Origin of the sequence: Nonomuraea sp. NPDC048826 (assembly GCF_043198225.1) — a bacterium.
Taxonomy (GTDB): domain Bacteria; phylum Actinomycetota; class Actinomycetes; order Streptosporangiales; family Streptosporangiaceae; genus Nonomuraea.
This window is the reverse complement of the sequence record NZ_JBICUQ010000002.1, coordinates 83413-109464: the sequence shown is the minus strand read 5'-3', so window position 1 is coordinate 109464 and position 26052 is coordinate 83413. Positions and strand designations below refer to the sequence as shown.

Annotated in this window: 24 protein-coding genes; 10 read left to right on the top strand and 14 right to left on the bottom strand. The window is 71.9% G+C overall.

Going from position 1 to position 26052, the window contains the following annotated elements; translation table 11 throughout:
• The first annotated feature begins 24 nt into the window (after positions 1-24).
• Positions 25-1464, top strand: a complete 1440-nt coding sequence (locus ACGFI7_RS06270) for an arabinose isomerase (RefSeq protein ID WP_393399843.1) — start codon at positions 25-27, stop codon at positions 1462-1464.
• A gap of 329 nt (positions 1465-1793) precedes the next feature.
• Positions 1794-2426: a septal ring lytic transglycosylase RlpA family protein gene (locus ACGFI7_RS06265; RefSeq protein ID WP_393399841.1), complete on the top strand. Its 633-nt coding sequence runs from the start codon at positions 1794-1796 to the stop codon at positions 2424-2426.
• A gap of 103 nt (positions 2427-2529) precedes the next feature.
• On the opposite strand, the gene ACGFI7_RS06260 is transcribed toward ACGFI7_RS06265, so the two are convergent.
• Complete coding sequence (locus ACGFI7_RS06260) at positions 2530-3003, bottom strand: MarR family winged helix-turn-helix transcriptional regulator (RefSeq protein WP_393399839.1); 474 nt, start codon at positions 3001-3003, stop codon at positions 2530-2532.
• Between the two features lie 90 nt (positions 3004-3093).
• Here ACGFI7_RS06260 and ACGFI7_RS06255 point away from each other — a divergent pair, with 90 nt between their 5' ends.
• Positions 3094-3870 carry an alpha/beta fold hydrolase gene (locus ACGFI7_RS06255; protein WP_393399836.1) on the top strand — a complete coding sequence of 259 codons (777 nt, stop codon included), beginning with the start codon at positions 3094-3096 and terminating at the stop codon, positions 3868-3870.
• A 572-nt stretch (positions 3871-4442) separates the two neighbouring features.
• Here the strand turns inward: ACGFI7_RS06255 and ACGFI7_RS06250 are convergent.
• Positions 4443-5033 carry a DUF1707 and DUF4870 domain-containing protein gene (locus tag ACGFI7_RS06250; protein WP_393399834.1) on the bottom strand — a complete coding sequence of 197 codons (591 nt, stop codon included), beginning with the start codon at positions 5031-5033 and terminating at the stop codon, positions 4443-4445.
• A gap of 784 nt (positions 5034-5817) precedes the next feature.
• Between ACGFI7_RS06250 and ACGFI7_RS06245 the strand changes: the two genes are divergently transcribed.
• Positions 5818-6165, top strand: coding sequence for a hypothetical protein (locus ACGFI7_RS06245; RefSeq protein WP_393399831.1), 348 nt, complete (start codon positions 5818-5820; stop codon positions 6163-6165).
• Between the two features lie 508 nt (positions 6166-6673).
• On the opposite strand, the gene ACGFI7_RS06240 is transcribed toward ACGFI7_RS06245, so the two are convergent.
• The 9 genes from ACGFI7_RS06240 to ACGFI7_RS06200 all read right to left on the bottom strand — a co-directional run bounded on the left by ACGFI7_RS06240 (position 6674) and on the right by ACGFI7_RS06200 (position 15775).
• Positions 6674-7762, bottom strand: a complete 1089-nt coding sequence (locus ACGFI7_RS06240) for a DUF4192 domain-containing protein (RefSeq protein ID WP_393399829.1) — start codon at positions 7760-7762, stop codon at positions 6674-6676.
• A gap of 362 nt (positions 7763-8124) precedes the next feature.
• Positions 8125-8850 (bottom strand): aspartate/glutamate racemase family protein, encoded by a 726-nt coding sequence (locus tag ACGFI7_RS06235; RefSeq protein ID WP_393399827.1) that lies wholly within the window; start codon positions 8848-8850, stop codon positions 8125-8127.
• 45 nt (positions 8851-8895) lie between these two features.
• Entirely contained in the window at positions 8896-9624 is a 729-nt protein-coding gene (locus ACGFI7_RS06230; protein ID WP_393399825.1) for an EI24 domain-containing protein, read from the bottom strand.
• A 10-nt stretch (positions 9625-9634) separates the two neighbouring features.
• Positions 9635-10216 (bottom strand): Maf family protein, encoded by a 582-nt coding sequence (locus ACGFI7_RS06225; protein WP_393399823.1) that lies wholly within the window; start codon positions 10214-10216, stop codon positions 9635-9637.
• Between the two features lie 16 nt (positions 10217-10232).
• Positions 10233-10781 carry a DUF937 domain-containing protein gene (locus tag ACGFI7_RS06220; protein ID WP_393399820.1) on the bottom strand — a complete coding sequence of 183 codons (549 nt, stop codon included), beginning with the start codon at positions 10779-10781 and terminating at the stop codon, positions 10233-10235.
• A 67-nt stretch (positions 10782-10848) separates the two neighbouring features.
• A complete protein-coding gene (gene ftsH / locus ACGFI7_RS06215) occupies positions 10849-12792 on the bottom strand; it encodes an ATP-dependent zinc metalloprotease FtsH (protein WP_393399817.1) in 1944 nt (647 codons plus the stop codon).
• A 38-nt stretch (positions 12793-12830) separates the two neighbouring features.
• Positions 12831-13661 (bottom strand): hypothetical protein, encoded by an 831-nt coding sequence (locus ACGFI7_RS06210; RefSeq protein ID WP_393399814.1) that lies wholly within the window; start codon positions 13659-13661, stop codon positions 12831-12833.
• A 198-nt stretch (positions 13662-13859) separates the two neighbouring features.
• Positions 13860-14516, bottom strand: coding sequence for a peptidyl-tRNA hydrolase (locus ACGFI7_RS06205; protein ID WP_393399812.1), 657 nt, complete (start codon positions 14514-14516; stop codon positions 13860-13862).
• Complete coding sequence (locus ACGFI7_RS06200) at positions 14513-15775, bottom strand: MFS transporter (RefSeq protein ID WP_393399810.1); 1263 nt, start codon at positions 15773-15775, stop codon at positions 14513-14515. Before ACGFI7_RS06200 ends, ACGFI7_RS06205 begins: the two co-directional genes overlap by 4 nt.
• A 71-nt stretch (positions 15776-15846) precedes the next feature.
• Between ACGFI7_RS06200 and ACGFI7_RS06195 the strand changes: the two genes are divergently transcribed.
• Positions 15847-16797, top strand: a complete 951-nt coding sequence (locus ACGFI7_RS06195; RefSeq protein ID WP_393399807.1) for a GlxA family transcriptional regulator — start codon at positions 15847-15849, stop codon at positions 16795-16797.
• Between the two features lie 118 nt (positions 16798-16915).
• Here ACGFI7_RS06195 and ACGFI7_RS06190 read toward each other — a convergent pair whose 3' ends face one another.
• The gene (locus tag ACGFI7_RS06190; RefSeq protein ID WP_393399804.1) at positions 16916-17383 is read right to left on the bottom strand and encodes an HAD domain-containing protein; all 468 of its coding nucleotides are present in this window, start codon (positions 17381-17383) and stop codon (positions 16916-16918) included.
• Between the two features lie 4 nt (positions 17384-17387).
• A complete protein-coding gene (locus ACGFI7_RS06185) occupies positions 17388-18341 on the bottom strand; it encodes a DUF5996 family protein (RefSeq protein ID WP_393399802.1) in 954 nt (317 codons plus the stop codon).
• Positions 18342-18398: 57 nt separating this feature from the next.
• On the opposite strand from ACGFI7_RS06185, the gene ACGFI7_RS06180 reads away from it, so the two are divergent.
• The 4 genes from ACGFI7_RS06180 to ACGFI7_RS06165 are packed head-to-tail and all read left to right on the top strand — an operon-like array spanning position 18399 to position 22689.
• Complete coding sequence (locus tag ACGFI7_RS06180; RefSeq protein ID WP_393399800.1) at positions 18399-19601, top strand: FAD-binding protein; 1203 nt, start codon at positions 18399-18401, stop codon at positions 19599-19601.
• A 35-nt stretch (positions 19602-19636) separates the two neighbouring features.
• The gene (locus tag ACGFI7_RS06175; RefSeq protein ID WP_393399797.1) at positions 19637-20035 is read left to right on the top strand and encodes a DUF3224 domain-containing protein; all 399 of its coding nucleotides are present in this window, start codon (positions 19637-19639) and stop codon (positions 20033-20035) included.
• Positions 20036-20082: 47 nt separating this feature from the next.
• Positions 20083-21621 (top strand): acyl-CoA carboxylase subunit beta, encoded by a 1539-nt coding sequence (locus ACGFI7_RS06170; protein WP_393399795.1) that lies wholly within the window; start codon positions 20083-20085, stop codon positions 21619-21621.
• A gap of 48 nt (positions 21622-21669) precedes the next feature.
• The gene (locus ACGFI7_RS06165) at positions 21670-22689 is read left to right on the top strand and encodes a type III polyketide synthase (protein ID WP_393399792.1); all 1020 of its coding nucleotides are present in this window, start codon (positions 21670-21672) and stop codon (positions 22687-22689) included.
• Positions 22690-22693: 4 nt separating this feature from the next.
• On the opposite strand, the gene ACGFI7_RS06160 is transcribed toward ACGFI7_RS06165, so the two are convergent.
• On the bottom strand, positions 22694-24487 hold the full coding sequence (locus ACGFI7_RS06160) for an asparagine synthase-related protein (RefSeq protein WP_393399790.1): 1794 nt from the start codon (positions 24485-24487) through the stop codon (positions 22694-22696).
• 122 nt (positions 24488-24609) lie between these two features.
• Between ACGFI7_RS06160 and ACGFI7_RS06155 the strand changes: the two genes are divergently transcribed.
• A complete protein-coding gene (locus ACGFI7_RS06155) occupies positions 24610-26040 on the top strand; it encodes a von Willebrand factor type A domain-containing protein (protein ID WP_393399788.1) in 1431 nt (476 codons plus the stop codon).
• Positions 26041-26052 lie beyond the last annotated feature (12 nt).

The following is a 26052-nucleotide window of genomic DNA, read 5'->3' as shown; positions in this document are numbered from 1 at the left end:
AGTCCGTCAACGAAGGAGGCTCGCATGAGCACGTTCACGCGCATCACCCCGCCGCGCGTCAAGGTGGGACTGGTCGCCGGAGGGCTGGGAGCCTACTGGCCGCAGTTCCCCGACCTCCTCCCCCAGCTCCAGCGCTCGGCCGCGCGCGTGTCGGAGCGGATGGGCGCGTTCGACGCCGAGATCGTCGACGTCGGCTTCATCTCGGACGCCCAGGAAGGCGCGGCCGCGGCCGAGAAACTCAGGGCCGCCGACTGTGACCTCATCGTCGGCTTCCTCACCACGTACATGACGGCCACCATGCTGGCCCCGATCGCGCAGCGCAGCGGCGCCCCGATGCTGCTGATCAACCTGCAGCCGACCGAGTCGATGGACCACGCCACCTTCGACACCGGCCAGTGGCTCGCCTACTGCGGCGCGTGCCCGCTGCCGGAGATGGCCAACGCGTTCACCCGGCTCGGCATCCCGTTCCGCTCGGTCTCGGGCTACCTGGAGGACGAGCGCGCATGGGAGAAGATCGGCCGCTGGGTGCGGGCGGCCGGGGTGCGCGCCGCGCTGCGCCGGGGCCGGCACGGCCTCATGGGCCACCTCTACCCCGGCATGCTGGACGTCGCCACCGACCTCACCCTGGTCACCGCGAACCTCGGCGGGCACGTCGAGGTGCTGGAGTTCGACGACCTGCGGGTCCGCGTCGAGAAGGTCACCGACGGCGAGGCGGAGGCCCGCGTCGAGCTCGCCCGCGAGGTGTTCGAGCTGGACGCCTCCGTCGACGGCGAGGACCTGGCGTGGGCGGCCCGCGTGTCCGTCGGCCTGGACCGGCTGGTCGACGACTTCGAGCTGGACAGCCTCGCCTACTACCACCGCGGCCTCGACGGCGAGATCCACGAACGGCTCGGCGCGGGCATGATCCTCGGCTCGTCCCTGCTCACCGCCCGCGGCGTCCCGGCCGCCGGCGAGTACGAGCTGCGCACCAGCCTGGCCATGCTCATCATGGACCGGCTCGGGGCCGGCGGCTCCTTCACCGAACTGCAGGCGCTCGACTTCCACCGCGGCCACGTCGAGATGGGCCACGACGGGCCCGCCCACCTGGCGATCAGCGCCCGCAAGCCGCTGCTGCGCGGGCTCGGCGTCTACCACGGCAAGCGGGGGTGGGGCGTGTCGGTCGAGTTCGACGTCCGGCACGGCCCGGTCACCGTCTTCGGGCTGCGCCAGGCGCGGGACGGCGGCTACGGGTTCGTCGTCTCGGAGGGCGAGGTCGTGGACGGGCCGCTGCTGCGGATCGGCAACACCACCTCCCGGGTGGACTTCGGCTGCGACCCCGGCGAATGGACGGACGCGTGGAGCGCCTCGGGCATCTCCCACCACTGGGCCCTCGGCACCGGCCACCGCGCCGCCGACCTCCGCGCCACCGCCGACCTCCTGGGCCTGGACCTGACCCACATCCAGCCCCCACGCGCCCTCGTCTGACCTTCTCGGGGGGAGAGACCCCCACCCCGCCGCTGGGGCGCCCGCTTCCGTACGATCGCCCCTTCGTGGGGCGGGCACCACCCATCGCCCCTTCGTAGAGCCCGCCTCGCGGCCCCCGTCCCCATGTCACCGGTCGCGGGCCGCCTTCGTACGGCCACACGCTCGTGACATATATCTCTTAATGTCCGTTTAATATGCCTTTGTCGGCTTTTGGTGACTAAAGTGCATCGACGTCACAGGGGACACCCCCGTCCCCGCGTTCCCCCGGCCGACGCACCCCCGCCACTCACCCGTACGGCCACCGATTCCGACGAGGACCGTGGTCGACCTTGGGCCAGCATTCCACCCCCACCCGCAAGAACTCCGGCAAGCGCCGCTGGACCGCCATCGCCGCGGGCGGCGTCACCATCGCCGTCGCCGCCACCGCCTGGGCGTTCTCGCAGCAGGACGCCGACGGAGGCACCGCCGCCCTGCTCGTCGCCGCACATCCGTCGACCTCCCCCACCGGGACCACGACGGAACCCCCACCCGAGACCACGACGGAACCCCAGCCCGAGACCACCCCGACACCCAAGGTCTCCACCACCCCGAAGCCCGCCACCAAGGCACCCGCGGCCACGCCCACGCCCACGCCCACGCCTACGCCGAAGAAGGCCAAGCCCAAGGTCCGCGTCGTCTCGTCGGGCTCGTGCGGCGCCTCGTATTACCACGAGAGCCAGATGACAGCCAGCGGCGAGCGCTTCAACCCGTCAGCCATGACCGCAGCGCACAAGACGCTCCGCCTCGGCAGCAAGGTACGGGTCACGAACCCGGTCACCGGGAAGTCGGTCACGGTCCGCATCAACGACCGCGGCCCGTACATCGGCGGCCGCTGCCTCGACCTCTCACGCGCCGCCTTCGCCAAAATCGGCAACCTGAACGCCGGGGTCATGAGGGTCAAGTACGAGGTCCTCGCCACCTGACGCACGATGGCCGAACATCAGCCCACTTCCCCGTACCTGACGCACGACATGCCGGGCGTCAGCCCACCTCCCACCTCACCTGACGCCCTCACAGCCGCGGGCGTCAGTCCACCTCCACGTCGTCGAGGAGCCGGAGAAGGCTGGACAGCACGCGGAGACAGGCGTCGACATCCTCACCGGTCACGTGACCGGTGACCGGCTCCAGCATCGCGCGCTCGCGATCGTTCACGGCGGTGATCGCGTCCCGGCCCGCCGCGGTCAACTGAACCAGCGAGGACCGCTTGTGCGCGGGGTTGGCGACGAACTCCACCAGCCCCCGCGCCGCCGCTTCATTGCTCATGCGCTGTACGAACTGCCGACTCAGCGCCTGCGCCCGACCCATCTGCGGGACGGTCATGGGCCCGTGTTCGCGCAGCATGTTGAGCACCGCCCGAACCCCGACCGACAGCCCCTCGATGGGCGCCTCCTGCTCCACCTTGCGATAGGCCCGCCGGTAGAGCGGCCCCACGAGGTCGAACACCTCGTTGAGCCGGTCGGCCAGGTCCCCGGAGGCGGAGTCGAGATCTGTGTCACCCACCCCCTCATGATGACACCTCAGTTGCCATGCTCACGTACGAAATTGACACCTCAGTTGCCATCCTGACGCGAGAATGACACCCTAGTTGTCATGAATGACCTGTTCTGGCTTGACATCGGCAGCGGCCGGCCCGTCGTACTGCTGCATGGCGGGTTCCTGGACCACCGGATGTGGGACGACCAGATCCCGGCCTTCGCCGCCGGACACCGCGTCATCGTGCCGGACGCACGCGGCCACGGCCGATCCGCCAACGCCACCGCGCCCTACCGGCTCACCGACGACCTCGCCGCCCTGCTGCGCCACCTCGACACCGGGCCAGCGATCCTGGTGGGCCTCTCGATGGGAGGAAGCCTCGCGATCGACACCGCGCTCGAACATCCCGACCTCGTCAGCGCGGTCGTCGTCAGCGGTGCGGGCACGAGCGAGCCGTACTTCACCGATCCCTGGACCACCCGTGCCACGGCCACATGGCACGCCGCGATGGGCGCCGGCGACCTCGACGCCTCGATCCAAGGCTTCATGCTCTTCGCGGCCGGCCCGCACCGCAGCCTGGACGACGTCGACCGCCAGGTCGCGAACCGCCTGCGCACCATGGCCAGGGACACCATGACCAAGCACCACGCCGGCGAACCCAACCATCTCATCCCCGTGACCGATACCTGGGAACGCCTCGCCTCGATCACCGTCCCCGTCCTGGCCGTCAACGGCGCCCTCGACTCACCGGACCACCTCGGCATGGCAGAACGCCTGACCAACGCGGTCCCCAACGGCCACACCACCTCCATCGACGGCACCGCCCACTACCCCAACATGGAACACCCGGAAACCTTCAACAAGATCGTCGAAGGCTTCCTCCACACCGTGTAAGCCCCGGCGCCCTCCCTCGAACGAGCCCCCGCGAACCCGGAAGCCCCGGGCACTCCCGAACTTCGGTGAACCCAGAAACCCCGGAACCCCCGGGACTGCAGGACCGGTACTCCGAGACAACGGGACCCCAAGACAACGGAACCCCGAGACAGAACCCCGAAACAGCGGCATCCCGAGGCAGCAGGACCCCGAGACGGCGAGACCGGAACTCCGGAAGCCTCAGGGACCCCGAGAACTACCCGAACACCTCACGGCCCTGAACGCCCCCAGGAACCCAGACCCAGGAAAACCCTGGAACTCCAGCCGGAATCGCCGACATGTCCGGTAACTCCAGCAGAACCGATAACTCCCCAGGAGCTCCGCAAGATCCATCGAGCTTCAGCCCGCTCCAGCGGCGCAAGAGGTTCCGAACCGGCGTCCACCCCGACGTGCATGTGACGACGGCGGCACGACAGTTCACCAGGGTCAACGAGAAGAAGAAGCCTCGCACGACGATAACCCGCCTTCATATGAAGGCGGGTCACTCCCCGGGCGACACTCTGCGTCCAGGACGAGAGTCACCCGGTGCGTGGCTACTTCACCAGACGAAGCGTCATCGGGTAGCGGTAGTCGTCACCGCCCGACAGGGCCGAGACACCCGCCACCACGGACAGGACGACAGCGACCACCCAGATGACCGGCACCAGCACCACACCGATGAGCGTAAACGGAAGCAGGATGGACGCGCCCATGACCGTGAGCTGGAAGTTCAGCGCCTCCACCGAGTGACGGCGGATGTGGGGAGAGGTCTTGCCGGCCGTCAGCATCAGGATGAGCGGCCCGATGATCGGAAAACCGAGCAGGGTGAGCAGGTGAGCGGCGGAGGCACCGAGACGCTCGTTGCTCTCCGGCTCGGCCCGGAAGCGGGGCGCGGTGGCCTGCGGCGCCGCCAGACGCGGCACGGCATCCGGGCCGTAGAGCTCCGTCATGATCGGCATGAGATCACCGTGCGTGCGCGCCGTCATCGCGCGCTCCAGCCTGTCGTCGAACTCCAACTTGTCGAAGCGGCCCTCGGCATAGGCGGCTTTGACATGCTCGACGACGTGCTCGCGGTCCTGGTTGGTGACGCGCAGCCCAGCCGGCGGCTGACCTTGTCTCAAAGGTGTGGGTACTCCGGCCATCATGGTCGCGCGGAGGAGACCGTCAGCCGACGGGTAGATCCGCGCTCCCTCCCTCCGCATCCTGTCGGCATCCGCCGATACTGTGGTGAATTCATTACTTTCCGTACGTGGAGGCGAAGGCACTCCGGTCGTCCCCATCCCTGCCATCCCTTACCAGCGAGCACCCCACCCCGCCACACCCCACCATCGCCCCGGCACCCCGACAGACGACCGCCCCCCACATCCCTGCCGAGCCCAGTCTCACAACGAAGTCCCGCATCCCGGCCAAGCCCAGCTTCCCGACCGAGCCCCACGACACTGCCAGACCGGGGAGCAACGAGCGTCGTGGCCCCTCCCGCCCGCACATCCAGTACGAGCACCCCACGCCCGAGGGCCCCATCAGCCTGGCAGACCTCGCCCACACGACCTACTGCGCTGGTAGACCTGCCCTCACCCGCATAGCTTGCTTCGCTGGCACACCTACCCCCACCCGAGCCAAGCGTGCCGCCAGAACGGCCGGCGTCACGGGCATGGCCTGTCCGGACTTCGCTCGCTTCGACATGAACGCCCCCGTCGACACCCTGGAGGCAAGGCTCGTCCTCCGCGGCGCTGCGCAAGCGGCTCGGCGTGCTGCCACCACCTGCAGGGAGCGAAGGAATCACAGCGGCCAAGCCTCTTCCCTGGTGAGACGAACGGTCTTTACCCATACTGCGCGACAGGAGCCCACAGTGGGCATCCGGAGAATCCCGGAGGTATCCCCGAGATCTTCCCCGACGCGCCGGAGCGTTTGACGGTATAAAAAGGACTCATGAGATGGCGAGACCGCTACGGCCTCCGGCGGCTGCGTGGCAACAAAATCGCGAAGTTCGATCGCGAGGCCACCGACGCCGACATCGAAGCGCTCATCGCCTTCGCCAAATCCCGGCGCGGCGTTGAGTTCTACGTCGAGCCCGAGACTTTCGCGACCGACACCACCGCGGTCGCCGTCGCCGACGACGGCGAGTGGACGCGCCGCCGTGTCGGGTCACCCGCAGTGATCCACAAAGTGGCCCGCGACCTGGCATTACCGGTATACGACGTGCAACTGACGGGCTACCCGCCCCGCATGCGCGCCTACAACGAACGCCGCCGCCGCGAAGGCGGCGAGCAACTCTAGACCACTCTAGACCTGCGGCAACACCACCCAACACGGCCAACGCCACCCAACGCGACGGTCAACCCACACCGCCGGCCGGGGCGAACACGGTCAACCCTCACCGCCAGCCGCGAACGTGGGTAGCAGGAGGTTGCGTCCACGGACGTGACCTGGCAGAAGCACCGCTGTCACCGGCCCGCACGGACCCCGTCACCCGACACTGTCACCAGCACCGCACGTCCGGCGCGACAAGGCGGAGGTACTCAAGGGTGGCGGCGCGGCATTTACAGGGCGCCTCCTGACGCCGGGTGACATGGGGCCATGACGCTCGGCGGGAGGGTACGCGAACCGTTCGTAACCAGCTCCGAGGCTGACGGCTGCCTCACCCCTCCGCACAACGGGCGTCCGGCGAGGGCCTCCACGGTGACCCTCAAGGCCAGTAGCCAGCATGCGCGCCGCAACGCTGATCGCACCGGGGGCGGCCGTAGGTGACACGCTGACCGGCTCTGGTGAGGGCCGGGTGAGGGCCTCATGGTGCCTCGCCAAGGGGCCGATTGGGGTCGAGGTCGTGGTCGATCAGGGGGCGGAGGGGTGTGAGCCAGGAGGACTGTGGTTTGCCCATGGCGGCGTCGAGTTCGTCGGGTGAGGGCATGCGGTCCTTGAGCACGGCCGGAGGCAGCAGGTGCTGCAGGGCGTGCATGAGCAGGTTGCCCATCGAGTAGTGGGGGTCGAGCGCGAGGGCTCGCTCCAGGGCGATCGTGGCCAGGATGCTGTCACCCGCCCGCCAACTCGCCATGGCCAGGAGGGACGCCACCGGGGGGACGAAGGCGGGCTCCAGGCGGCGGGTGAGGTCCTTCCAGAGGGCGATGTGGGAGTCGTCCATCAAGGTCCAGGCTTCGTCGCGGATCCTGATGACCGACAGGTCGAGGCCCAGCTGGGCGGCTTCGGCGTCGTCCAGCCGGTCGCCGGTGGCCGCGCGCGTCAGGACTGCCCGGACCCGGGCGAGACCGCGTGTGACGAAGGCCCCGGCGAAGGCGTCGGGATCGGAGGCGCCGGCCAGGGCCGTACGCAGGTCGTGGACCGCCTCGGCCGTCGCCCGGCGCATCGCCAGGCGTACGGGGCCGGTGAGCGGGGCGATCGTGCGCTGGAGGGCCTGGCGGTCGGGCAGGGCGACGAGGCCGCGCACGGTCGCCTCGGCGGCCACGCGGCTGCTCAGCGGGTCGTACGGGGTGCCGTCGGGGGGACAGCAGGTGCCGCTGTCGCACACGTAGGACCAGTAGCGGCCGTCGTGGGCGCGGAGCGCTTCGGCCACCTCCACGCTCGCTCGGGAGGCCATGGCGGTGGCCTCGTCGACGGCAGGGGTGACGGCCTCCCCCGGGCCGTAGCCGACGATGACGACCTGGGTCACCGCCTCCCGTTCGAACAGCGGGACCAGAGGCGCGAGGGTGCCTGGCGGCATGGGGACGTCCCATCTGGCGGCCACCTTGGCCTGGCTCCCGGTGAGGCCGACCACGATGAGGCTGTCGGACGGGTGGAAGCCGACGAGGTAGGGCACGGCGGCGAGGATGTCGGCCGGGCTGGTGAGGGTGAGGCAGGAGGCGGAGATGTCGGTCGTCATGGGCAGCGAGATTGCCGTGTGGCTGGTCCCGTACGAGGGCCCGAAAGCGGTTCTGTGGACGAGCGACGCGCGAACTGCGCCCCCTGTGGAGAACTCGACCGAACACATGCCTGCGATGGACGGCGCCCTCAGAAACAGGTCTGCCCGGAAGCAGATCCGCTCAGGAACACACCCGCTCAGGAACAGGTTCGCTCAGAAGCAAATCTGCTCAGGAACAGGTCCGCTCAAGAACAGGTCCGCTCAAGAACAGGCCCGCTCAGAAGCAGGCCCGCTCAGAAGCAGGCCCGCGCAGGCAGAGGCCAGCGCATGAGGCCAGCAACGGGAAGGCCAGCGCAGGAAAGCCAGCACAGCGCAGAGGCATGTCAGGAGAGGGGGCCGCCGCGCCAGGTTGGTGGCCCCTGGTGACCGACCGCCACCTCGAAAGCCGCACGGGCCAGCAAGCGCGTCGAGTCGAGCGTCGGCAGCGGCGACACGTCGGGCGTCACCAGCAGCGGGATCTCCGTGCACACCAGCGCCACCGCGTCGCACCCGCGCTCCGCCAGCCCGCCGATGATCCGCGCGTACTCCTGTCGGGCCCGTTCGGTGAAGACGCCGTTGACCAGTTCCTCGAAGATGACGCGGTTGACGATCTCGCGGTCCGCCGGCTCGGGGACCTCGAAGCCCATCCCGCGCGCGGCCAGCACCCGGGGGTAGACGGGGCCGTCCATGAGGTAGCGGGTGCCGAGGACGCCGACCCGTTCGCGCTCGTCGCGGGCGGCCCGGTCGGCGACGACCTCGGCGATGTGCAGGCCCGGCAGTTCCAGGTCCTCGCCCGGCAGCTCCAGGGCCAGGTGGGCGGTGTTGTCGGGGCAGACGAAGAAGTCGGCGCCCGCCCGTGCCAGCCGCCGCACCGACTCGGCGAGGATGGCGCGGATGGCCTCGTGGTCGCCGGTGTCCCAGGCGGGCATGCTGCGCGCCAGCGGGATGCAGTCGAGCGTGACGTCGGGATGGTCGTCGGGGCCGATGTTGCGGAAGCCCTCCTGGCAGAAGGCGCGGAAGCACAGCGCAACCCCTTCGGCGCTGTGCGCGAGGATCCCCAGATGCCGCATGCCCCATTATGACGCGAGGCGTTCACGCACCGTCAGCGCGGCGCCTCAGGTCGCCAGGCGTTCACGCACCATCAGCGCGGCGCCCGCCACCGCCGCCGGCATCGCCACGACCGCCACCAGCGGCACCATGAACAGCAGGAACACCGCCACGCCGAAGCCCAGCGCCACCGGCAGGTGGCGGCGGAGCAGGCGGAAGCGGTCCTTGCGGGCCATCCCGCGCCGCTCCAGCCCGAGGGTGCTCAGCTCGACCGTGAGGAAGAAGCCGGACACGGCCGCCCCGATCACCGGCACCACCGTCTGCCCGAAGATCGGCACGAAGCCGAGGAAGAACAGCGGGACGGTGAACAGCAGCACGTAGCCCAGCGTGACCAGGCTGTCCTTGATGGACCGGGGCAGGGTGCGCCACCAGGGCTGCCCGTCGACCTCTTCGACGCCGTCGACCGCGGCCGACAGCTTCTCGTAGAACGGCTCCCCGATGGTGAGGGTGAGGGCCGCGAAGGTGAGCACCGCCAGGGCGAGCCCGCCGAGGAACAGCGCGAGCGCGACCGTCACCCGGAACGCCTCGCTCCAGGACCAGGAGTCGGCGAACGGGGTCAGGAACTCGGCCAGGGACAGCGCGTTGGTGCCCAGCAGGATCAGCACCACCACGTACACGGCGAACGCGATCACTGCCGGGATGAGCCCGAACAGCCACCACCGGCCGTTTCTGGCCACCCAGCCGACACCCCGCAGGAAGAATCCGACTCCGGTGCCGAAGTCGCGAAGTGATCGCATGTCCGGCAGGCTAGCGCCAGAACGAGGTGACCGTGTAGCCCAGCTCCTCGAAAAGGTCGCGCAGCAGCGGCAGCGAGAGGCCCAGCACGTTGCCGTGGTCGCCTTCGATGCCTTCGACGAACCAGCCGCCGCGGCCTTCGATGCTGAACGCCCCGGCCAGGCTCAGCGGCTCGCCGGTGCCGGCGTAGGCGGCGATCTCCTCCTCGGAGGGGCGGCCGAAGTGGACGACGGTGGTCGCCGTCTCGGCGACCTGCCGGCCCGCCTTGACGTCGATCACGCAGTGGCCGGTGACGAGCCTGCCGGTGCGGCCGCGCATGATCCGCCAGCGTTCGACGGCCTCTTCGGCGGTGGCGGGCTTGCCGTAGGGGCGGCCGTCGAGCTCCAGGATGGAGTCGCAGCCGATGACCAGGCCTTCGCCCAGCCCGGCGGCGACCGCTTCGGCCTTGGCCTTGGCCAGGACGAGGCTGAGCGCGGCGGGCGAGTAGGCGTTGAACGCGTCCTCGTCGACGCCGCTGACGATCACCTTGGGGTCGAGGCCCGCGCTGCGCAGGAGGGCCAGGCGGGCGGCGGAGGCGGAGGCCAGAACGATCACCTGGTCAGCTTACCCGTCACCAGGGGGCGCCCCACGCGTCGCGGGTGGTGTGCGGCTCGGGCAGGTCGCCGAAGGCGTCGGCGAGGAGGGCGCCCAGCTCACGGGGCAGCCCGGCGCGCTCGCGTCCGAGCTCGGCGGCCATCTCCTCCGTGGACATGTCCGCGTCGCCCGCCTGGACGGCGAGCAGGGACATCACCATGGGCGCGAGCAGCGCCAGCAGCCGCATCACCGCGCCCGGGTCGAGGCCGGACAGCCGGGCCAGTCCGTACGCGACGGTCTCGGTGCCCTGGCCGCCGAGGACGTGCGCGAGGATGTTCTGGCCGTCGCGGATCAGGGCGGCGACGTCGCCGTTGAACGGGTCGGCGTCGGTGTGCTCGTCGAGGGCGGCGCGCAGCGCCTCGGCTCCGTCGGGGTGCTCGGCGTCGCGGGCCATGCCGCCGACGATCATCGCGGTCGCGGCGGCGATCGCGTCGCGGGCCCGGCCGGGGTCGGTCGCGAGCATGCCGCCGATCTGCTCCAGCCCGGGATCGCCGAGTTCGGCGAGAAGCCGGTCAGTCAGTCTCACGGCGGTCCCCCGATCTTCGTCCCGGGTGAAGTGCCCCGGAAGGGACCGCCGTAAGTCCGCGGCCTGCCTAACTTTTGGCCAACTCCTCCGGCAGCGCCTCGGGGGTGCCACGGAGGCCGGCGGCGGTGTAGGCGCTCTCCTCGTCGAGGGTCTCGTGCTCCAGCAGGGCGGCCACGATGCCTTCGAGCTTGCTCCGGTTCTCGCCCAGGATGCGGACGGCGTCGGCGTAGCACTCGTCGACGATGCGGCGCGCCTCCTCGTCGACGATGGCGAGCGTGGCGGGCGAGGCCTGCGGCTGCTGGCCGTCGTTGGACAGGATGGTGAGCGGGCCGACCTTCTGCGACATGCCCCAGCGGCCCACCATGCCACGGGCGATCATGGTGACCTGTTCGAGGTCGCTCTCGGCGCCGGTGGTGATGACGCCGTAGATCACGTCCTCGGCCGCCATGCCGCCGAGCGCGCCGGTGATGCGGCCGCGCAGGTAGCGCTCGTCGTAGGCGTAGCGGTCGGTCTCGGGCGTGGAGAGGGTGACGCCGAGCGCGCGGCCGCGCGGGATGATGGAAATCTTCCTGACCGGGTCGGCGCCCGGCAGCAGCATGCCCAGCAGGGCGTGGCCGGCCTCGTGGTAGGCGGTCCTGACCCGCTCCTCCTCCGGCATGACGATGCTGCGGGCGGCGCCGAGCTGGAGCTTCTCCAGCGCGTCGGCGAAGTCGGACGTGCCGACCTTCTCCTTGCCGCGCTTGGCGGCCAGCAGCGCCCCCTCGTTGACGAGGTTGGCCAGGTCGGCGCCGGTCATGCCGGGGGTGGTCTTGGCGAGCTGGTCGAGGCTGACGGCGGGGTCGAGCGGCACGCCGCGGGTGTGAACGCCGAGGATGGCGGCGCGGCCGGCCGCGTCGGGCAGCCCGACCTGCACGGTCCGGTCGAACCGGCCGGGGCGCAGCAGCGCCTGGTCGAGGACCTCGGGCCGGTTGGTGGCGCCGATGACGATGACGCCCTCCGCGCCGGAGAAGCCGTCCATCTCGGTGAGGATCTGGTTGAGCGTCTGCTCGCGCTCGTCGTGGCCGCCGATGCCGCCCGCGCCGCCGCGGGCGCGGCCGATGGCGTCGATCTCGTCGATGAACACGATGGACGGCGCGACCTTGCGCGCCTCCTCGAACAGGTCCCGTACGCGGGAGGCGCCGACACCGACGATCATCTCGATGAACTCGGACGCGCTGGCCGAGAAGAACGGCACCTTGGCCTCACCGGCGACGGCCCTGGCCAGCAGGGTCTTGCCGGTGCCGGGAGGGCCGGCGAGCAGCACGCCCTTGGGCAGCTTGGCGCCGAGCCTGCGGTACTTGCCGGGGTCCTTGAGGTAGTCGACGATCTCGACGAGCTCGTTCTCCACCTCGTCGATGCCGGCCACGTCGTCGAACGTGACGCGCACCTGACCGGCTTCGACCGGCTTGGCGGCCTTCGACTTGCCGATGCCGCCGAGCCCGCCGCCGCCCATCATGCTGGCGCCGCGCCGCATGATCCAGATCCACAGCCCGGCCAGGAGCAGCACGGGGAAGAGAGACAGGAGCAGGTTGAGGAAGAAGCCGCGGCCCGAGTTGAGCGGCTCTGCTCGGATCTCCACCGCGGCCGTCTGCAGCTGCTGGGAGAGCTGGTCGGTGTTGGCGAAGGTGGGGATCTCGGTGCGGAACTCGGTGTAGGACTCGTTGCCGCTGTCGGGGTCGTTGGCGGCCGACTTGAGCTTGCCCTCCACGGACAGGCCGGTGGCGTAGATCTCCTGGACGTTCTTGGCGTTCACCTGCTTGGTGAACTCGGAGTAGGAGATGGTCTCCACCTGGCCGCTGTCGAAGAACGACGACACCAGGAAGAACACCGCGTAGACGGCCAGCAGTGTGGCGGCGAACCGCCACCAGTTGATCTTGGGGCGACCGCCGGGGGTGCCGGGAAGTCCCTCGGCCCGCCACGGTCGCTTGGTCTTGCCGTTCTCCGACGGTCGCGGCGGACCTGAGCGCTCCACGGCGTCGTCACTCCCCACAGTGCCGCCCTTTCATGATCTCAACGTAGGACGCGCACTCCGGCGATCACTCGAGGGATGTCGCGCCACCTGCCGCGTTGCGTGTCCGGCACAGTGATGAACACCAGGCCGGGCTTGCTCATTCCGTTGTCCACGATCATGACGGCCGCGCGGGAGCTGCGCTTGCCGTAGGTCACCTGGTACAGCAGGGTCCAGCCGTCCTTGATCCGCTGTGAGCCGAGCCAGCGGACCTTGGCGCCCTCCGGGTGGTGGTTGAGCGTCCAGCGGGCGGCCAGCAGGGCGGTGTCGCGGTCGGACTTCTGCGCCTCGATCGGGACCGGGCAGCTCACCAGCATGCCGCGCGGGCCGCTGCGCGGCGCGGGCAGCACCTGCCGGCTGGTGAACGGGGCGGGTCCGTACGACTTCCAGGGCTTGGGCAGGTTGGGCAGGATCAGGCGGGTGCGCCTGTCCCGGATGACGCTCTTGCTCGCGCGGGGCAGTGACAGCCGCTTGAGCTTGGCGGGGAGGCGGGGCAGGCGCGCGTCCGCGTACAGGGCCTCCATGGCGGTGTAGCCGGGCGCGAGCGACGTGCCGGGGGTGGGGGTGGGGCGCGGCGCCGGCGTGGTCGCCGCCGTGGTCGCCGGCTCGGCGGGGCCGGAGGCGGGCTCCACGGTGGAGTCTGCGGCGGCGGTGGGGGCGGCGGAGGCTGCGGAGTCGCTCGTGGGCGGACCGGACGAGACGGGCACGGCCGATGGCGCGGCGACCGGCCGTGCGCCGGTCTCGTCCGATCGCGAAGGGAGCGCCAGGGCGACCCCGACGGCGGCGACCGCCACCACCGTGATCACGGCGAGTCCCCGGTAGATCGCTCCCATCCGGATGTCTCCGATGCGGGAGCGTCTGGGCGGCGAGGCAGGTATTCCCGGTCGGTCTTCGGTTCTCACACGGGAACCTCTGGTCTCATCAACCCCATCGAGCACGACCGGAGCGTACGACAAAACCGGCCCATCTGAGGCCGATTGCTACCGAAGTGTCATCATGAGATCCGGAACACAGCGGCCCCGGCAGCCTGGTCACGATCTGGTGACCCGGTCGCGCAGCCAGGGCGCGTCGGCCACGAACGTGCACGAGCCCGGCTCGATCTCGGTGAACCCGGCGTCGCGCACCACCGGCAGCCCTGCCTCCACCGAGGCCGCGAAGGCGTCGGGGCGGGCGGTGCGCACCGACACGGTCAGGCCCCGGGCCCGCCAGGCGGCGCGCCCGGCGGCGTCACTGGCCCACCAGGCGAGCTGGGCGGCGTGGCCCGCCTGCGCCATGGCCTTGCCCGCGGACATGCGCAGGGCGGGGTTCTCCCACAGGATCGGCGGGACGGCCGGGCCGGGCTCGGCCGTGTCGGCCAGCTCGGTGCCCGACACCTGCAGCCTCGCCAGGTCCCTGGGCCAGGCGTCGAGCGGGACGGGCGGGTGCACGCGCACCTCGGCGGTGCGGTGCTCGGTCGTGCGGCCGGGCAGCGCGACGGCCCGCCGCCACTCCGCGCCCCTGGCCCGGCGCACCACCTTGCGGATCCGGCCCGCCTGCCAGGCGGCCAGCTCGCCCGCCCACTCCCCCGGGTCGTCGAGCAGGCCGAGCACCGCCATGGCGGCGGCCTCCAGCGCGTCGGTGCGCTCGGGCGGCGTCGCGCGCTCGATCCGCACCACGAGGGGCAGGACCATCTCATCGGAGTCGTTCATCGGTTCCTAGCATGACGGATCGCCAGCGACATGGCGGCGGCGGCCAGGCACAGCGCCCCGGCCCCGTACCAGGCGGCGTCGTAGTGGCCGAGCTGGTCGCGGGCCAGGCCGGCGCCGACGGCGGCGATGGCGGCGCCCACCTGGTGGGAGCCGAACACCCAGCCGAACACGACGGCCCCGTCGGCGCCGTACAGGGTGCGGCACAGCGCCACGGTGGGCGGCACGGTCGCCACCCAGTCGAGCCCGTAGAAGACGATGAACACGAGCATGCTGGGCTCGGGGGTGGCGGCGAACAGGCCGGGCAGCACCATCAGCGCTAGCCCGCGCAGCGCGTAGTAGGCGCCGAGCAGGATGCGGGGGTCGACCCGGTCGCTCAGCCAGCCAGACATGACGGTCCCGGCGATGTCGAAGATGCCGATCACGGCGAGCAGGCCCGCGGCGGTCGGCTCGGCCATCCCGTGGTCGTGCGCGGCAGGGATGAAGTGGGTGCTGACCAGGCCGTTCGTGCTGGCCCCGCAGATGGCGAACCCGCCGGCGAGATACCAGAAGGGGCGGGTGCGCGCCGCCGACCGCAGCACGGTCAGCGCGCGCACCGCCGCGTTCACGGCAGGGGCCGGCGTACGGGGCGCGTCCGGGTCGGCGCCGAGCGCCGTGGTGCCGACCTCCTCGGGACGGTCGCGCAGCAGCCACCAGACGAACGGCACCACGGCCAGCGCGGACCCGGACACGGCCAGCGAGGCCACCCGCCACCCCGGCCCCTGGGCGATCTGGGCGAGCACCGGCAGGAAGATGAGCTGCCCGGTCGCCCCCGCCGCGGTCAGCAGGCCGGTGACCAGGCCGCGGTGGCGCACGAACCACCGGTCGACCAGCGTGGCCGCGAAGACCAGGGCCATCGACCCGGTGCCGAGCCCGACGAACACCCCCCAGAGCAGCAGCAGGTGCCAGCTCGCGGTCATCCACACGGTGAGGCCGCTGCCCACCGCCACCAGCAGCAGGGCGAGCGCGACCACCCGGCGCATGCCGAAGCGGTCCATGAGCGCGGCGGCGAACGGCGCGGTCAGGCCGTAGAGCACGAGGTTGACGGAGACGGCCAGGGAGATCGTGCTCTTGCTCCAGCCGAACTCCGCCTGGAGCGGGTTGATCAGAACGCCGGGGGTGGCCCGGAAGCCGGCGGCGCCCAGGATCGCCACGAAGGCGACGGCCGCGACGAACCAGGCCCGGTGCACGCGGAAGCGCCGGGCGGGGGTGGTCAAGGTCATGCCGCCAATCCTGATTTATCGCCTTTACTGGCACGAGTGGCCGGATAGCCAATATGTGAAAGAATCCGGCCATGCCGCACAGGATCGCCGTCGTGGTGCTCGACCAGTTCGCCCCGCTCGACCTCGGGGTGCCCGGCCAGGTGTTCAGGACCGCCGAGTCGTCGTCGGGCGAGCCCTTGTACGAGGTGGTGACCTGCTCGCCCGGCCGCGCCGCCGTACGCTGCTCGGCCGGCTACAGCGTGCAGCCCGACCACGACCTGGACGTGCTCGACACCGCCGACACGGTGCTGCTGCCCGGCGTGCACGGCGGGCCCGCGCTGCGGGAGGGCGTCATCGACGACAGGCTGCGCGAGGCCCTGCAGGGGCGGCCGCGTACGGTGTCGATCTGCACGGGCGCGTTCGCGCTGGCCGCCGCCGGACTGCTCGACGGCCGTCCGGCCACCACCCACTGGCGCAACGCGGCGCACTTCGCCCGGCTGTTCCCGCGGGTGAAGCTCGATCCCGACGTGCTCTTCATCGACGACGGCGACGTGCTCACCTCGGCCGGCGTCGCGGCCGGGCTCGACCTGTGCCTGCACATCATCCGGCGCGACCACGGCAGTGAGGTCGCCAACCGGGCGGCCCGCCGCTGCGTGATGCCGCCCTGGCGGGAGGGCGGTCAGGCGCAGTACATCGAGCGCCCGCTGCCGCCCCCCACCGGCAACGGCACCGCCGCCACCCGCACCTGGATGCTGGCCAACCTGCAGGCGCCGCTCGACCTGGAGGCGCTGGCGGCGCACGCCAGCATGAGCGTGCGCACGTTCACCAGGCGCTTCCGCGAGGAGACCGGCATGAGTCCGGCACGCTGGCTGTCCAGGCAGCGGGTCGAGCACGCCCGCCACCTGCTGGAGACCACGGACCTCGGCGTGGAGGAGGTGGCCAGGCGGGCCGGCTTCGGCACGGCCGTCTCACTCCGCCAGCACCTGCACGCGGCGGTCGGCGTGGCACCCCTGGCCTACCGGCACACCTTCCGCCGTACGTGAAGCCCGCCGTACGTGAAGCCCGCCGTACGTGAAGCCCGCCGTACGTGAAACCCGCCGCGCATGAAACCCGCCGCGCATGAAGCCCGCCGTGCATGAAGCCCGCCGTGCACGAAGCGCGTCAGAGCCGGGCGAGCCAGTCGGAGACGGCGGCGTAGTCGGCGGCGGTGAGGCCGTGGCGCGGGTCGACGCGGTGCAGGAGCGCCGGTCCTGGGTGGTGCCGGGACACCCAGGCGCGGTCCGCGCCGGTGATCTCGTCGTCGACCCAGGCGAACGGCCGCCCGGCGGCCCAGCCGACCAGGCCGCGGGTCTTCCAGTGGAGCGGGCCGTCCTCCTCCTCGTCCGGCCAGTCGACCACGGGCAGCTCGGGCAGGCCGAGCAGGGGCGCGATCACCTCGTTGGCGTCGGCCATCCACGTCGTCGCCCACACCAGCTCGCACGGCAGCGCCGCCAGCCTCGGGCCGTGCCCGGGGTCGATCCTGGCCAGCAGCGGGTTCGCGCCAGGCGGGCCGAAGGAGCGCGGCTCCGGCGCGCCGAACGGGATCAGCGGGCCGTCCACGTCGAGGAAGAGCAGCGGGCGGTGCGGCACGGGATCATGGTGTCAGTTTCTCCTCCCCCTTGCGCACCGGGTCCGTGACGCCGCCGGGGCAGGCGACGGCCTCGGTGTCCCAGCCCGCGAGCCGGGCTCCGGCTTCGTAGGCGCTCTGGTAGAAGGCCAGGACGGCCTCGCGCGGCGACTGCTCGGCCCGGGCGTCGGCGTAACGCAGGACGGCCAGGTGGCTCCCCCGCTGCGGCGCCCACTGCGCGGCGGCGGGCGCCAGGGGCTCGTCGGGCAGCCCCGGCGGCTCGGGCGCGGTGTAGGAGTAGAACGCGGGCTCCGGGAAGGTGTCGTCGCCGAACCAGAAGCCGGAGCTGATCACCTCTCGCGAGTACGCCTCCCGCGTCACCGGGTCGACGCTGGATGGCTGGTCGACCACCCGGTCGGAGAACCTCGTGCAGGCGATGTCGAAGGTGTGCCAGAAGTGGTGCACCGGGCTGATCTTGCCCGAGTAGCCGGCGGCGAACTCCTCCAGCAGCAGGTTCACCTGGCTGAGCACCTGCCAGTAGCGGGTGACGCAGGCGGGGTCGTAGGCCGCGTGCTCGGTGTCGTCGGCGAACGGCCGGCCGGAGTCGGGCAGGTCGAACGGCTGCGGCAGCTCCATCTCGACGGACACGCCCAGGGCGTCCAGCGCCCGCATGGTCTCCCGGTGGAACGACGCCACGGACTGCCCGTACAGCGGGAACGCGATCTGCCTGCCGTCGATCGTCGCGACGATCAGCCGGTGGGCGACGAAGTCGAAGTCGACGGTGAAGACGGGCCCGCCGTCGGCCCGTCCGATCGGGCGGGTGGTGATGCCCCGGCCGGTGAGGTGGAACGGCACGTGCCACCAGTGGTTACGCCGGATCCCTCCCGCGAGCCGGAGCTTGCCGATGATCTGGGTGAAGCGGTGCAGCGTGGCCTTGGTGTCCTGCCAGGCGGCCAGCGGCATCGCGGGGAACAGTTCCATACCCCTCACCCTCCCCACCCTGGTCGGATGCATGAGGGACTGTGACAAAGTGGGGCGGTGACGCTCACCAACTGGGCGGGGAACACCCCCTTCACGGCATCCAGGCTGCACCGTCCCACGTCCCTCGACGAGCTCCGGCGGCTGGTGTCCGCCGCCCGGCGGGTGCGCGCGCTGGGCAGCGGCCACTCCTTCAACGACGTCGCCGACTCCCCCGGCGAGCTGGTGCGGCTGGACCGCATGCCGCCCCTGATCGAGGTCGACGCCGCGGCGGCGCGGGTGCGGGTCGGCGCGGCCACCACCTACGCGCGGCTCGCCCCCGAGCTGCACGCGCGCGGCTTCGCGCTGGCCAACCTGGCGTCGTTGCCGCACATCTCGGTGGCGGGCTCGGTGGCCACCGGCACGCACGGCTCCGGGGTGGCGAACGCGAGCCTGTCGGCCGCCGTCCGCGGCCTGGAGCTGGTCACCGCCGACGGCTCGGCGGTCACCCTGGAGCGCGGCCACGACGACTTCCCCGGCGCGGTGGTCGCGCTCGGCGCGCTCGGCGTCGTGACGGCGCTCACGCTGGACCTGGTCCCGGCGTTCGAGCTGCGCCAGTACGTGCGCGAGTGCGTGCCGGACGACGCCCCGTTCGACGAGGTCATGGCCGACGGCTACAGCGTCAGCCTGTTCACCGACTACCGCGACACCCGCGCCTGGATCAAGCGCCGCACCGAGCTGTCCGGCGGCGAGTGGCACGGCGCCCGGCCTGCGGACGGCCCGCGGCATCCCGTGCCGGGCATGCCCGCCGGGAGCTGCACCGAGCAGCTCGGCGTGCCGGGGCCGTGGCACGAGCGGCTGCCGCACTTCCGCCCGGACGCCCCGCCCAGCAGCGCCGGTGACGAGCTGCAGTCGGAGTGGCTGCTGGACCGGGCGCACGCCGCCGACGCGCTGCGCGAGCTGCGCGCCGCGGGCGACCGGATCCGGCCGGTGCTGCAGATCTCGGAGGTGCGCACGATCGCGGCCGACGACCTGTGGCTGAGTCCCTCGTACGGGCGAGACAGCGTGGCCTTCCACTTCACCTGGGTGAAGGATCCCGCGGCGGTGCTGCCGGTGATCAAACTGGTGGAGGACGTGCTGGCGCCGTTCGATCCCAGGCCGCACTGGGGCAAGCTGTTCGTCCGCCGCCCGGCCGTGCCGGACCGGTTCCGCGAGCTGGTGCGCCGCTACGATCCCGACGACACGTTCGGCAACGCGTTCACGCAGGCGCTGCCGCATACCTGACGAGAACTGGCAGGTATGCGCGGGACAATGAGACCATGATTGTCAAAGGGCCTTTCGACACCGCCAACTGGACCGCCGAGCCGCCGTTCGAGGAGCGCGACGGCGTATCCCTGAGCCGCGTCACCATGGACAAGACCTTCCACGGCGATCTCGACGCCACCAGCACCGTCCATCTCACCGTGGTGACCACGCCGGTGGAGGAGTCGAAGGCCTACGTGGCCGTGGAGCGCGTCGAGGGCACGCTGAACGGCCGGGCGGGCAGTTTCGTGCTGCAGCACAACGCGGTCAGCGAAAGCGACGGGCAGTCGCTGCGGGTCACGGTCGTGCCCGACTCCGCCACCGGCGAGCTGCGCGGCCTGCGCGGCGAGATGGACATCCAGGTCGCCCCGGACGGCTCGCACTCCTACGTGTTCGACTACACGCTGGAGGGTTGACGTCCCGCCCACTACCCTACCGACCAGCCGGTACGGAGGAGGGCATCGTGTGGGACCCGGAGCTCGCGGAGCTGGAACACCGCAAGGATCTGGCCGAGCGGATGGGCGGCGAGGAGCGCGTCGCCCGCCAGCACGCCACCGGCCGGCTGACCGTACGGGAACGGCTGGCCGCTCTCACCGACTCCTGGCAGGAGGTGGGGGCGCTCGCCGGGCGCGCCGCGTACGACGGGGACCGGCTGGAGAGCTTCACCCCGTCCAACGTGATCATCGGCAGGGCCGCGATCGACGGCCGCCGGGTCGTGGTGTCCGGTGACGACTTCACCGTGCGCGGCGGCGCGGCGGACGCCGCCATCCACGAGAAGCAGATCCTCGCCGAACGGATGGCGGGCGAGATGCGGGTGCCGCTCGTCAGGCTGATCGACGGCACGGGCGGTGGCGGCAGCGTCAAGCAGCTGGAGGAGTTCGGCCGCACGTACGTCCCGTACAACCCGGGCTGGGACCAGGTGGTGGCCAACCTGGGCCGGATCCCGGTGATCGCGCTCGCCCTCGGCCCGGTGGCCGGGCTGGGCCCCGCCCGGCTGGTCACCTCGCACGTCTCGATCATGGTCAAGGAGCTGTCCCAGGTGTTCGTGGCCGGGCCGGCCGTGGTCGAGGCCGGCATGGGCGAGAGCCTGGGCAAGGAGGAGCTGGGCGGCTGGCGCACCGTGGCCGCCGCGGGCACCGTCGACCTGGTGGCCGGATCCGAGCAGGAGGCGTTCGCGCTGACCCGGCGGGTGCTCGGCTACCTGCCGCGCAGCGCCTGGCGGCTGCCGCCGGTCGCCGACTGCGCCGACGACCCCGGCCGCGTCTCGCCGGAGCTGCGCGCCGCGGTCCCGCGCGACCGGCGCAAACCGTACGACATGCGCGTGATCCTGGACACCGTGTTCGACGAGGGCAGCGTGCTGGAGCTGGGCAGCCGCCACGCCCGCTCCACGATCACCGCGCTGGCCCGGCTCGCCGGGCACCCGGTGGCGGTGCTGGCCGGCGACCCGCGCTTCTACGGCGGCGGGATGACCGCGCAGGGCGCCGACAAGACGACCCGGTTCCTGGACTTCGCCGAGACCTTCCACCTGCCGGTCGTGCACCTGGTCGACCAGCCGGGGTTCGTGATCGGCGGCGCCGCCGAGCGGGCCGCCACGATCAGGCACGGCGCCCGCGCGCTGGCCGCCGTCTACCAGTCGACGGTGCCGTGGGCGTCGGTGCTGGTGCGGCGGGTGTTCGGGGTGGCGGGAGCAGCGCACCGGCCGCACCACCGCTACGGGCTGCGGATCGCCTGGCCGTCGGGCGACTGGGGCTCGCTGCCGATCGAGGGCGGGCTGGAGGTGGCGTTCAAGCGGCTGCTGGCCGAGGCCGGGCCGGACGCGGAGGCCATGAAGGCCGAGATCGCGGCCCGGCTGGAGGCGGTCAGGTCGCCGTTCCGCACCGCCGAGGCGTTCCTGGTGGAGGACATCGTGGACCCCGCGCACACGCGCCCCCGGCTCACCGACTGGGTGCGCGACGCGTACGAGGTGCTGGAGCCAGGACCGAGGGCGACCACCCGGCCGTGAGGCGGCCCGCCGATGTTAGCCACAGCCTCTGAGCGGCAGAAACCAGACATGTACATCTGGGGGGTACGGACCGTTCTGCCTGATCACCGGTACGAGCAGGAGGAGATCACCGAGGCGTTCGCCCGGCTCACGGCGGCGGACGAGGGGTTGCTCAAACGCTTCCACACCGCGACCGGCGTCACCGGCCGCAACCTGGCCCTGCCGCTGGACGAGTACGCCAAGCTCGACTCGTTCGGCCGGGCCAACGACGTGTACGCCGACGTGGCGCTCGACCTGGGGGAACGGGCGATCACCGGGGCGCTGGAGAAGGCCGGGCTGCCTCCGGAGAAGGTCGACCATCTGGTGTTCTGCTCCACCACGGGGATGGCCACGCCGTCGCTCGACGCCCGGCTGGCGCAGCGGGCGGGGCTGCGTGACGACGTGAAACGGGTGCCGGTGTTCGGGCTGGGCTGCGCCGCCGGGGCCGCCGGGCTGGCGCGGCTGCACGACTACCTGCGCGGCTGGCCGGACCAGGTGGCGCTGCTGGTGTGCGTCGAGCTGTGCTCGCTCACCGTGCAGCGCGACGACACCTCGATCGCCAACCTGATCGCCAGCGGCCTGTTCGCCGACGGGGCCGCGGCCGTGGTGGCCACCGGGCGCGGCACCGGCCGCGAGGTGGTGGCCACCCGGAGCAAGCTGTATCCCGGCACCGAGCACCTGATGGGCTGGCGGGTCGGCGAGCACGGCTTCCGCGTGGTGCTCGACGCCGCGCTGCCCGACTTCGTGGACGGGGTGCTGGCCGCCGACGTCACGGCCTTCCTCGCCGACAACGGCCTCACCCCCGGCCAGGTCGGCACCTGGATCTGCCATCCCGGCGGCCCCAAGGTGATCGACCGGCTGGCCGGGGCGCTGGAGCTGTCGCCGGAGGCGCTGGAGGTGACCTGGCGGTCGCTGCACGAGCACGGCAACCTGTCATCGGTGTCGGTGCTGCACGTGCTGCAGGAGACGCGCGGGCGCAAGGACCAGCCCGCCGTGCTGATGGCCTTCGGGCCGGGGTTCTCCGCCGAGCTGCTCCTGCTGCACTGGTAGCGGGTCAGGACACCGGCTTCGACACCGCGATCCGCTCCAGGCCCTCCGGCCGTTTGCCCGGGTAGACGCCGGTCAGCAGGGAGCTCACCGTGTACAGGTGCCAGGCCAGGGCCGGCTTCCTGACCACCGGGTCGGCGAACAGGGCGCGGACCTCGTCCGGGTTCACGATCGGGGCCAGCGCGTCCAGGCTGCCCAGCACCTGCTGCCGCAGCACGTCCGTCAGCACAGGGCCGGGGCTGGTCCGCCAGCTCCAGCCGCCCCCCGTGCGCAGCGTCGGCATGTGCGCCGGGGGCCGCGGCGCGCGCCGCCACCAGTGCGACGGCCGCTCCTCCAGCGCCTGGGCGAACCGCCACGGCTTGCCCTCGATCGGCACGTCACGTAGCTGCGGCGCGAACCGCAGGATGAGCGCGTAGATCACCTCTTCGGACAGCCGCCAGGCCTGGTCCAGCCCGAGCGCGGCCCGTACCACGCGGTTGTCCAGGAACGGCCGGACCGGGTCGCCCCGGCGCAGCGACCCCGCGCGGGCGCTGGCCTGCCAGCGGCCCACCTTGTACCAGATGTAGATGTGGTCCAGCGCCTCCAGCCGGTCCTTCCTGGCGAGCCAGGGCCGGGCCAGCTCGCGGGCGTGCTCGTTCGCCTCCTCGGTGAACAGCTTGTCGTCCTTGCCGAACGTCGTGGTGATGCGCCGCTGCAGCGCCTTGTCGCCGAGGTCCGTCTGCAGCAGGTTCAGGCTGCCGGCCCGGAGCGTCTCGCCGCTCTGGCCCGACATGGTCGGCTTGCCGGAGTAGGGCAGGTAACCCACGATCGACTCGTACGCGGAGGTCATGCCCTCGCAGGTGCGCAGCGTCTCCCAGACCCGGTCCAGCGGGTGCTCCACGAGCACCGCCTCCTGCCCGGCGGTCTGCGCCGGCGCGATCACCGTGTGCTCCACGTCGAGCCGGCCGGCGATCTGCCGGGCCAGGATGACGTCCGGGTGCGTGTCGAGCCCGTTCGTCGTCACCCGGAACGGCACCTTGGCCGCGTGCAGCAGCGCCGCCAGGATGCGGGTGTCGCGCCCGCCGGTCAGCGCCAGGTTCACCGGCTCGTCCAGGCCGCGCAGCGGGGCGACGGTGGCCAGCAGCGCCTCGGCCAGCTCGCCGATCGCCTTCCGCTTGCCCCGCTCCGACGTCGGCGCGGGCGCCGCCGCCGGCAGCGGCGTCTCGGTGATGACGCGCCGCCCGTCGCGCACGGCCAGCCGGGTGCTCGGGCGCAGCGCCGTCACTCCCCGGTACGGGGTCTCGTCGGAGAGGAAGAAGCCCTGGCGGACCATCGTCTGCAGGGCGAGCACGTCGTGCTCCACCCGGTCGTCCTCCTGGGCCGCCAGGTGCACCAGCAGGGCCCGGCTGCCGACGATGTGCAGCTCCGGCGTCTCGGCGTAGAACACCGGGCAGACCCGGTTGATCGCGGTCGCCGCGGAGAGCTCGCCGTCGCCCGCCACCCAGGCGGAGAAGCAGCCGCCCACCCCCTCGCCCAGGGGGTCGTCGAGCAGCCGGCCGGCGTCGCCGGGGTCGGCCAGGTGGCCGTTGAGCCCGAGCACCCGCCGGCCCGACTCCGACAGCAGCGGCGGCTGCCGGGTGTCGTCGGGCTCGTTCGTCCACCCGAGCAGGGACACGCCGCGGCCGTGCCACTCGCGACCGCGGATCACTTCCGGCGGGACCGGGAAAACGGTCTCGGCGACGGCTCGGACCTTCTCCAGGATCCGGGGCGGCACCTCCCGGCCCTTCGCGGCCAGACCCACATATATGCGCACGGCACTCATGCCTACAGGAAACGACCACTATCTGACAATCGATCACGTAAGAGTCGCGGTTTGCGCTCGCTTGCGTCACCGGCCAGGCGTCCCACCGTCCGGGCCCGTCATAGGGCGTGGAGGTGACGCACATGAAACCACGCTTGCTCGCGGCCGCCGGCGTCGCGGCGCTGCTGACACTCACCGCGTGCGGGGGCTCGGCCGGTGATTCGGCCGGCGCCCCCCAGGACCGGCGCCCGGTGCCGATGCGGCCGGAGGAGTCGGCCACCACCAGTGCCCGGGTCTCCACCTTCGCGCTGGACGTCGACACCGCCTCGTACTCCTACGCCCGCCGCACCCTCCAGGAGGGCCGCCGGCCGGAATCCGGCCAGATCCGGCCCGAGGAGTTCGTCAACTCCTTCCGGCAGGACTACGCCGAGCCACCGGACAACGGCTTCACCGTGCACACCGACGGCGCCCGGCTGCCCGGCGGTGAGGCCGTGCTCCGGGTCGGCCTGCAGACGCGCGGCTCCAGCAGCGAGGCCCGCCGGCCGGCCAACCTGACCTTCGTCGTCGACGTCTCCGGCTCCATGGCCGAGCCCGGCCGGCTCGACCTGGTGCAGCAGTCGTTGCGCACGCTGATCGACCAGCTCACCCCCGGCGACCAGGTCGCCATCGTGGCCTTCAGCGACGAGGCCCAGCTGCTCGCCCCCATGACGCCGCTCGCCGCCCGGCAGGACCTGCACGCCGCCGTCGACCGGCTCGTCACCCAGGGCGGCACCAACCTGGAGGCCGGGATCGTGCTCGGGTACGACGAGGCCTCCCGCGCCTTCCGCCCGGCCGCCACCAACCGGGTCATCGTGCTCTCCGACGGCCTGGCCAACCAGGGCGACACCGCCTGGCAGGGCATCCTCGACCGGGTCAAGGAACGCGCCGCCGAGCAGATCACGCTGCTCACCGTCGGCGTCGGCCGCGAGTACGGCGACGAGCTGATGGAGCAGCTGGCCGACAACGGCGACGGCGCGGCGATCTACGTGTCGAGCGTCGAGGAGGCTCAGAAGGCGTTCGTCACCCGGCTGCCCGCCACGGTCGAGCTGCGTGCCCGCGACGCCAAGGCCCAGGTCGAGTTCAACCCGGCCGTGGTCGAGGAGTACCACCTCGTCGGGTACGAGAACCGCGCCCTGGAGACCGAGGACTTCCGCGACGACAGCGCCGACGGCGGCGAGGTCGGGCCCGGCCACTCCGTCACCGCGCTGTACGCGCTCAAGCTCAAGCCCGGAGCCAGGGGCCACCTCGCCACCGCCACCGTGCGCTGGCAGGACCCCGACACCCGCCAGCCCACCGAGGCCGCCGGCTCGGTCGACGTGGACGCCCTGTCCGGCGAGCTGTGGTCCGGCGCGCCGCTCCGGCTCCAGGTGGACGTGGTCGCCGCGGCCTTCGCCCTGCACATGCGCGACGGGAAGGCGTTCGGTCTGGACCTGCCCGCCCTGGCCGAGCACGCCGCCCGCCTGGCCGCCGCAGCCGAGGACCCGATGGTCACCGAGTTGTCCGACCTCATCGGCAAGGCAAGCGAAGCGGGTTAAGCGATTGCGCCG

Bases quoted from the DNA above. Each gene is read 5' to 3' on its own strand.
- ACGFI7_RS06230 (WP_393399825.1), bottom strand. From the start codon at position 9,624: ATGCGATCACTTCGCGACTTCGGCACCGGAGTCGGATTCTTCCTGCGG.
- ACGFI7_RS06205 (WP_393399812.1), bottom strand. From the start codon at position 14,516: ATGAACGACTCCGATGAGATGGTCCTGCCCCTCGTGGTGCGGATCGAG.
- ACGFI7_RS06245 (WP_393399831.1), top strand. From the start codon at position 5,818: ATGAGATGGCGAGACCGCTACGGCCTCCGGCGGCTGCGTGGCAACAAA.
- ACGFI7_RS06155 (WP_393399788.1), top strand. From the start codon at position 24,610: ATGAAACCACGCTTGCTCGCGGCCGCCGGCGTCGCGGCGCTGCTGACA.
- ACGFI7_RS06240 (WP_393399829.1), bottom strand. From the start codon at position 7,762: ATGACGACCGACATCTCCGCCTCCTGCCTCACCCTCACCAGCCCGGCC.
- ACGFI7_RS06255 (WP_393399836.1), top strand. From the start codon at position 3,094: ATGAATGACCTGTTCTGGCTTGACATCGGCAGCGGCCGGCCCGTCGTA.
- ACGFI7_RS06165 (WP_393399792.1), top strand. From the start codon at position 21,670: ATGTACATCTGGGGGGTACGGACCGTTCTGCCTGATCACCGGTACGAG.
- ACGFI7_RS06185 (WP_393399802.1), bottom strand. From the start codon at position 18,341: ATGGAACTGTTCCCCGCGATGCCGCTGGCCGCCTGGCAGGACACCAAG.
- ACGFI7_RS06175 (WP_393399797.1), top strand. From the start codon at position 19,637: ATGATTGTCAAAGGGCCTTTCGACACCGCCAACTGGACCGCCGAGCCG.
- ACGFI7_RS06250 (WP_393399834.1), bottom strand. From the start codon at position 5,033: ATGATGGCCGGAGTACCCACACCTTTGAGACAAGGTCAGCCGCCGGCT.
- ACGFI7_RS06210 (WP_393399814.1), bottom strand. From the start codon at position 13,661: ATGGGAGCGATCTACCGGGGACTCGCCGTGATCACGGTGGTGGCGGTC.
- ACGFI7_RS06160 (WP_393399790.1), bottom strand. From the start codon at position 24,487: ATGAGTGCCGTGCGCATATATGTGGGTCTGGCCGCGAAGGGCCGGGAG.
- ACGFI7_RS06270 (WP_393399843.1), top strand. From the start codon at position 25: ATGAGCACGTTCACGCGCATCACCCCGCCGCGCGTCAAGGTGGGACTG.
- ACGFI7_RS06200 (WP_393399810.1), bottom strand. From the start codon at position 15,775: ATGACCTTGACCACCCCCGCCCGGCGCTTCCGCGTGCACCGGGCCTGG.
- ACGFI7_RS06195 (WP_393399807.1), top strand. From the start codon at position 15,847: ATGCCGCACAGGATCGCCGTCGTGGTGCTCGACCAGTTCGCCCCGCTC.
- ACGFI7_RS06235 (WP_393399827.1), bottom strand. From the start codon at position 8,850: ATGCGGCATCTGGGGATCCTCGCGCACAGCGCCGAAGGGGTTGCGCTG.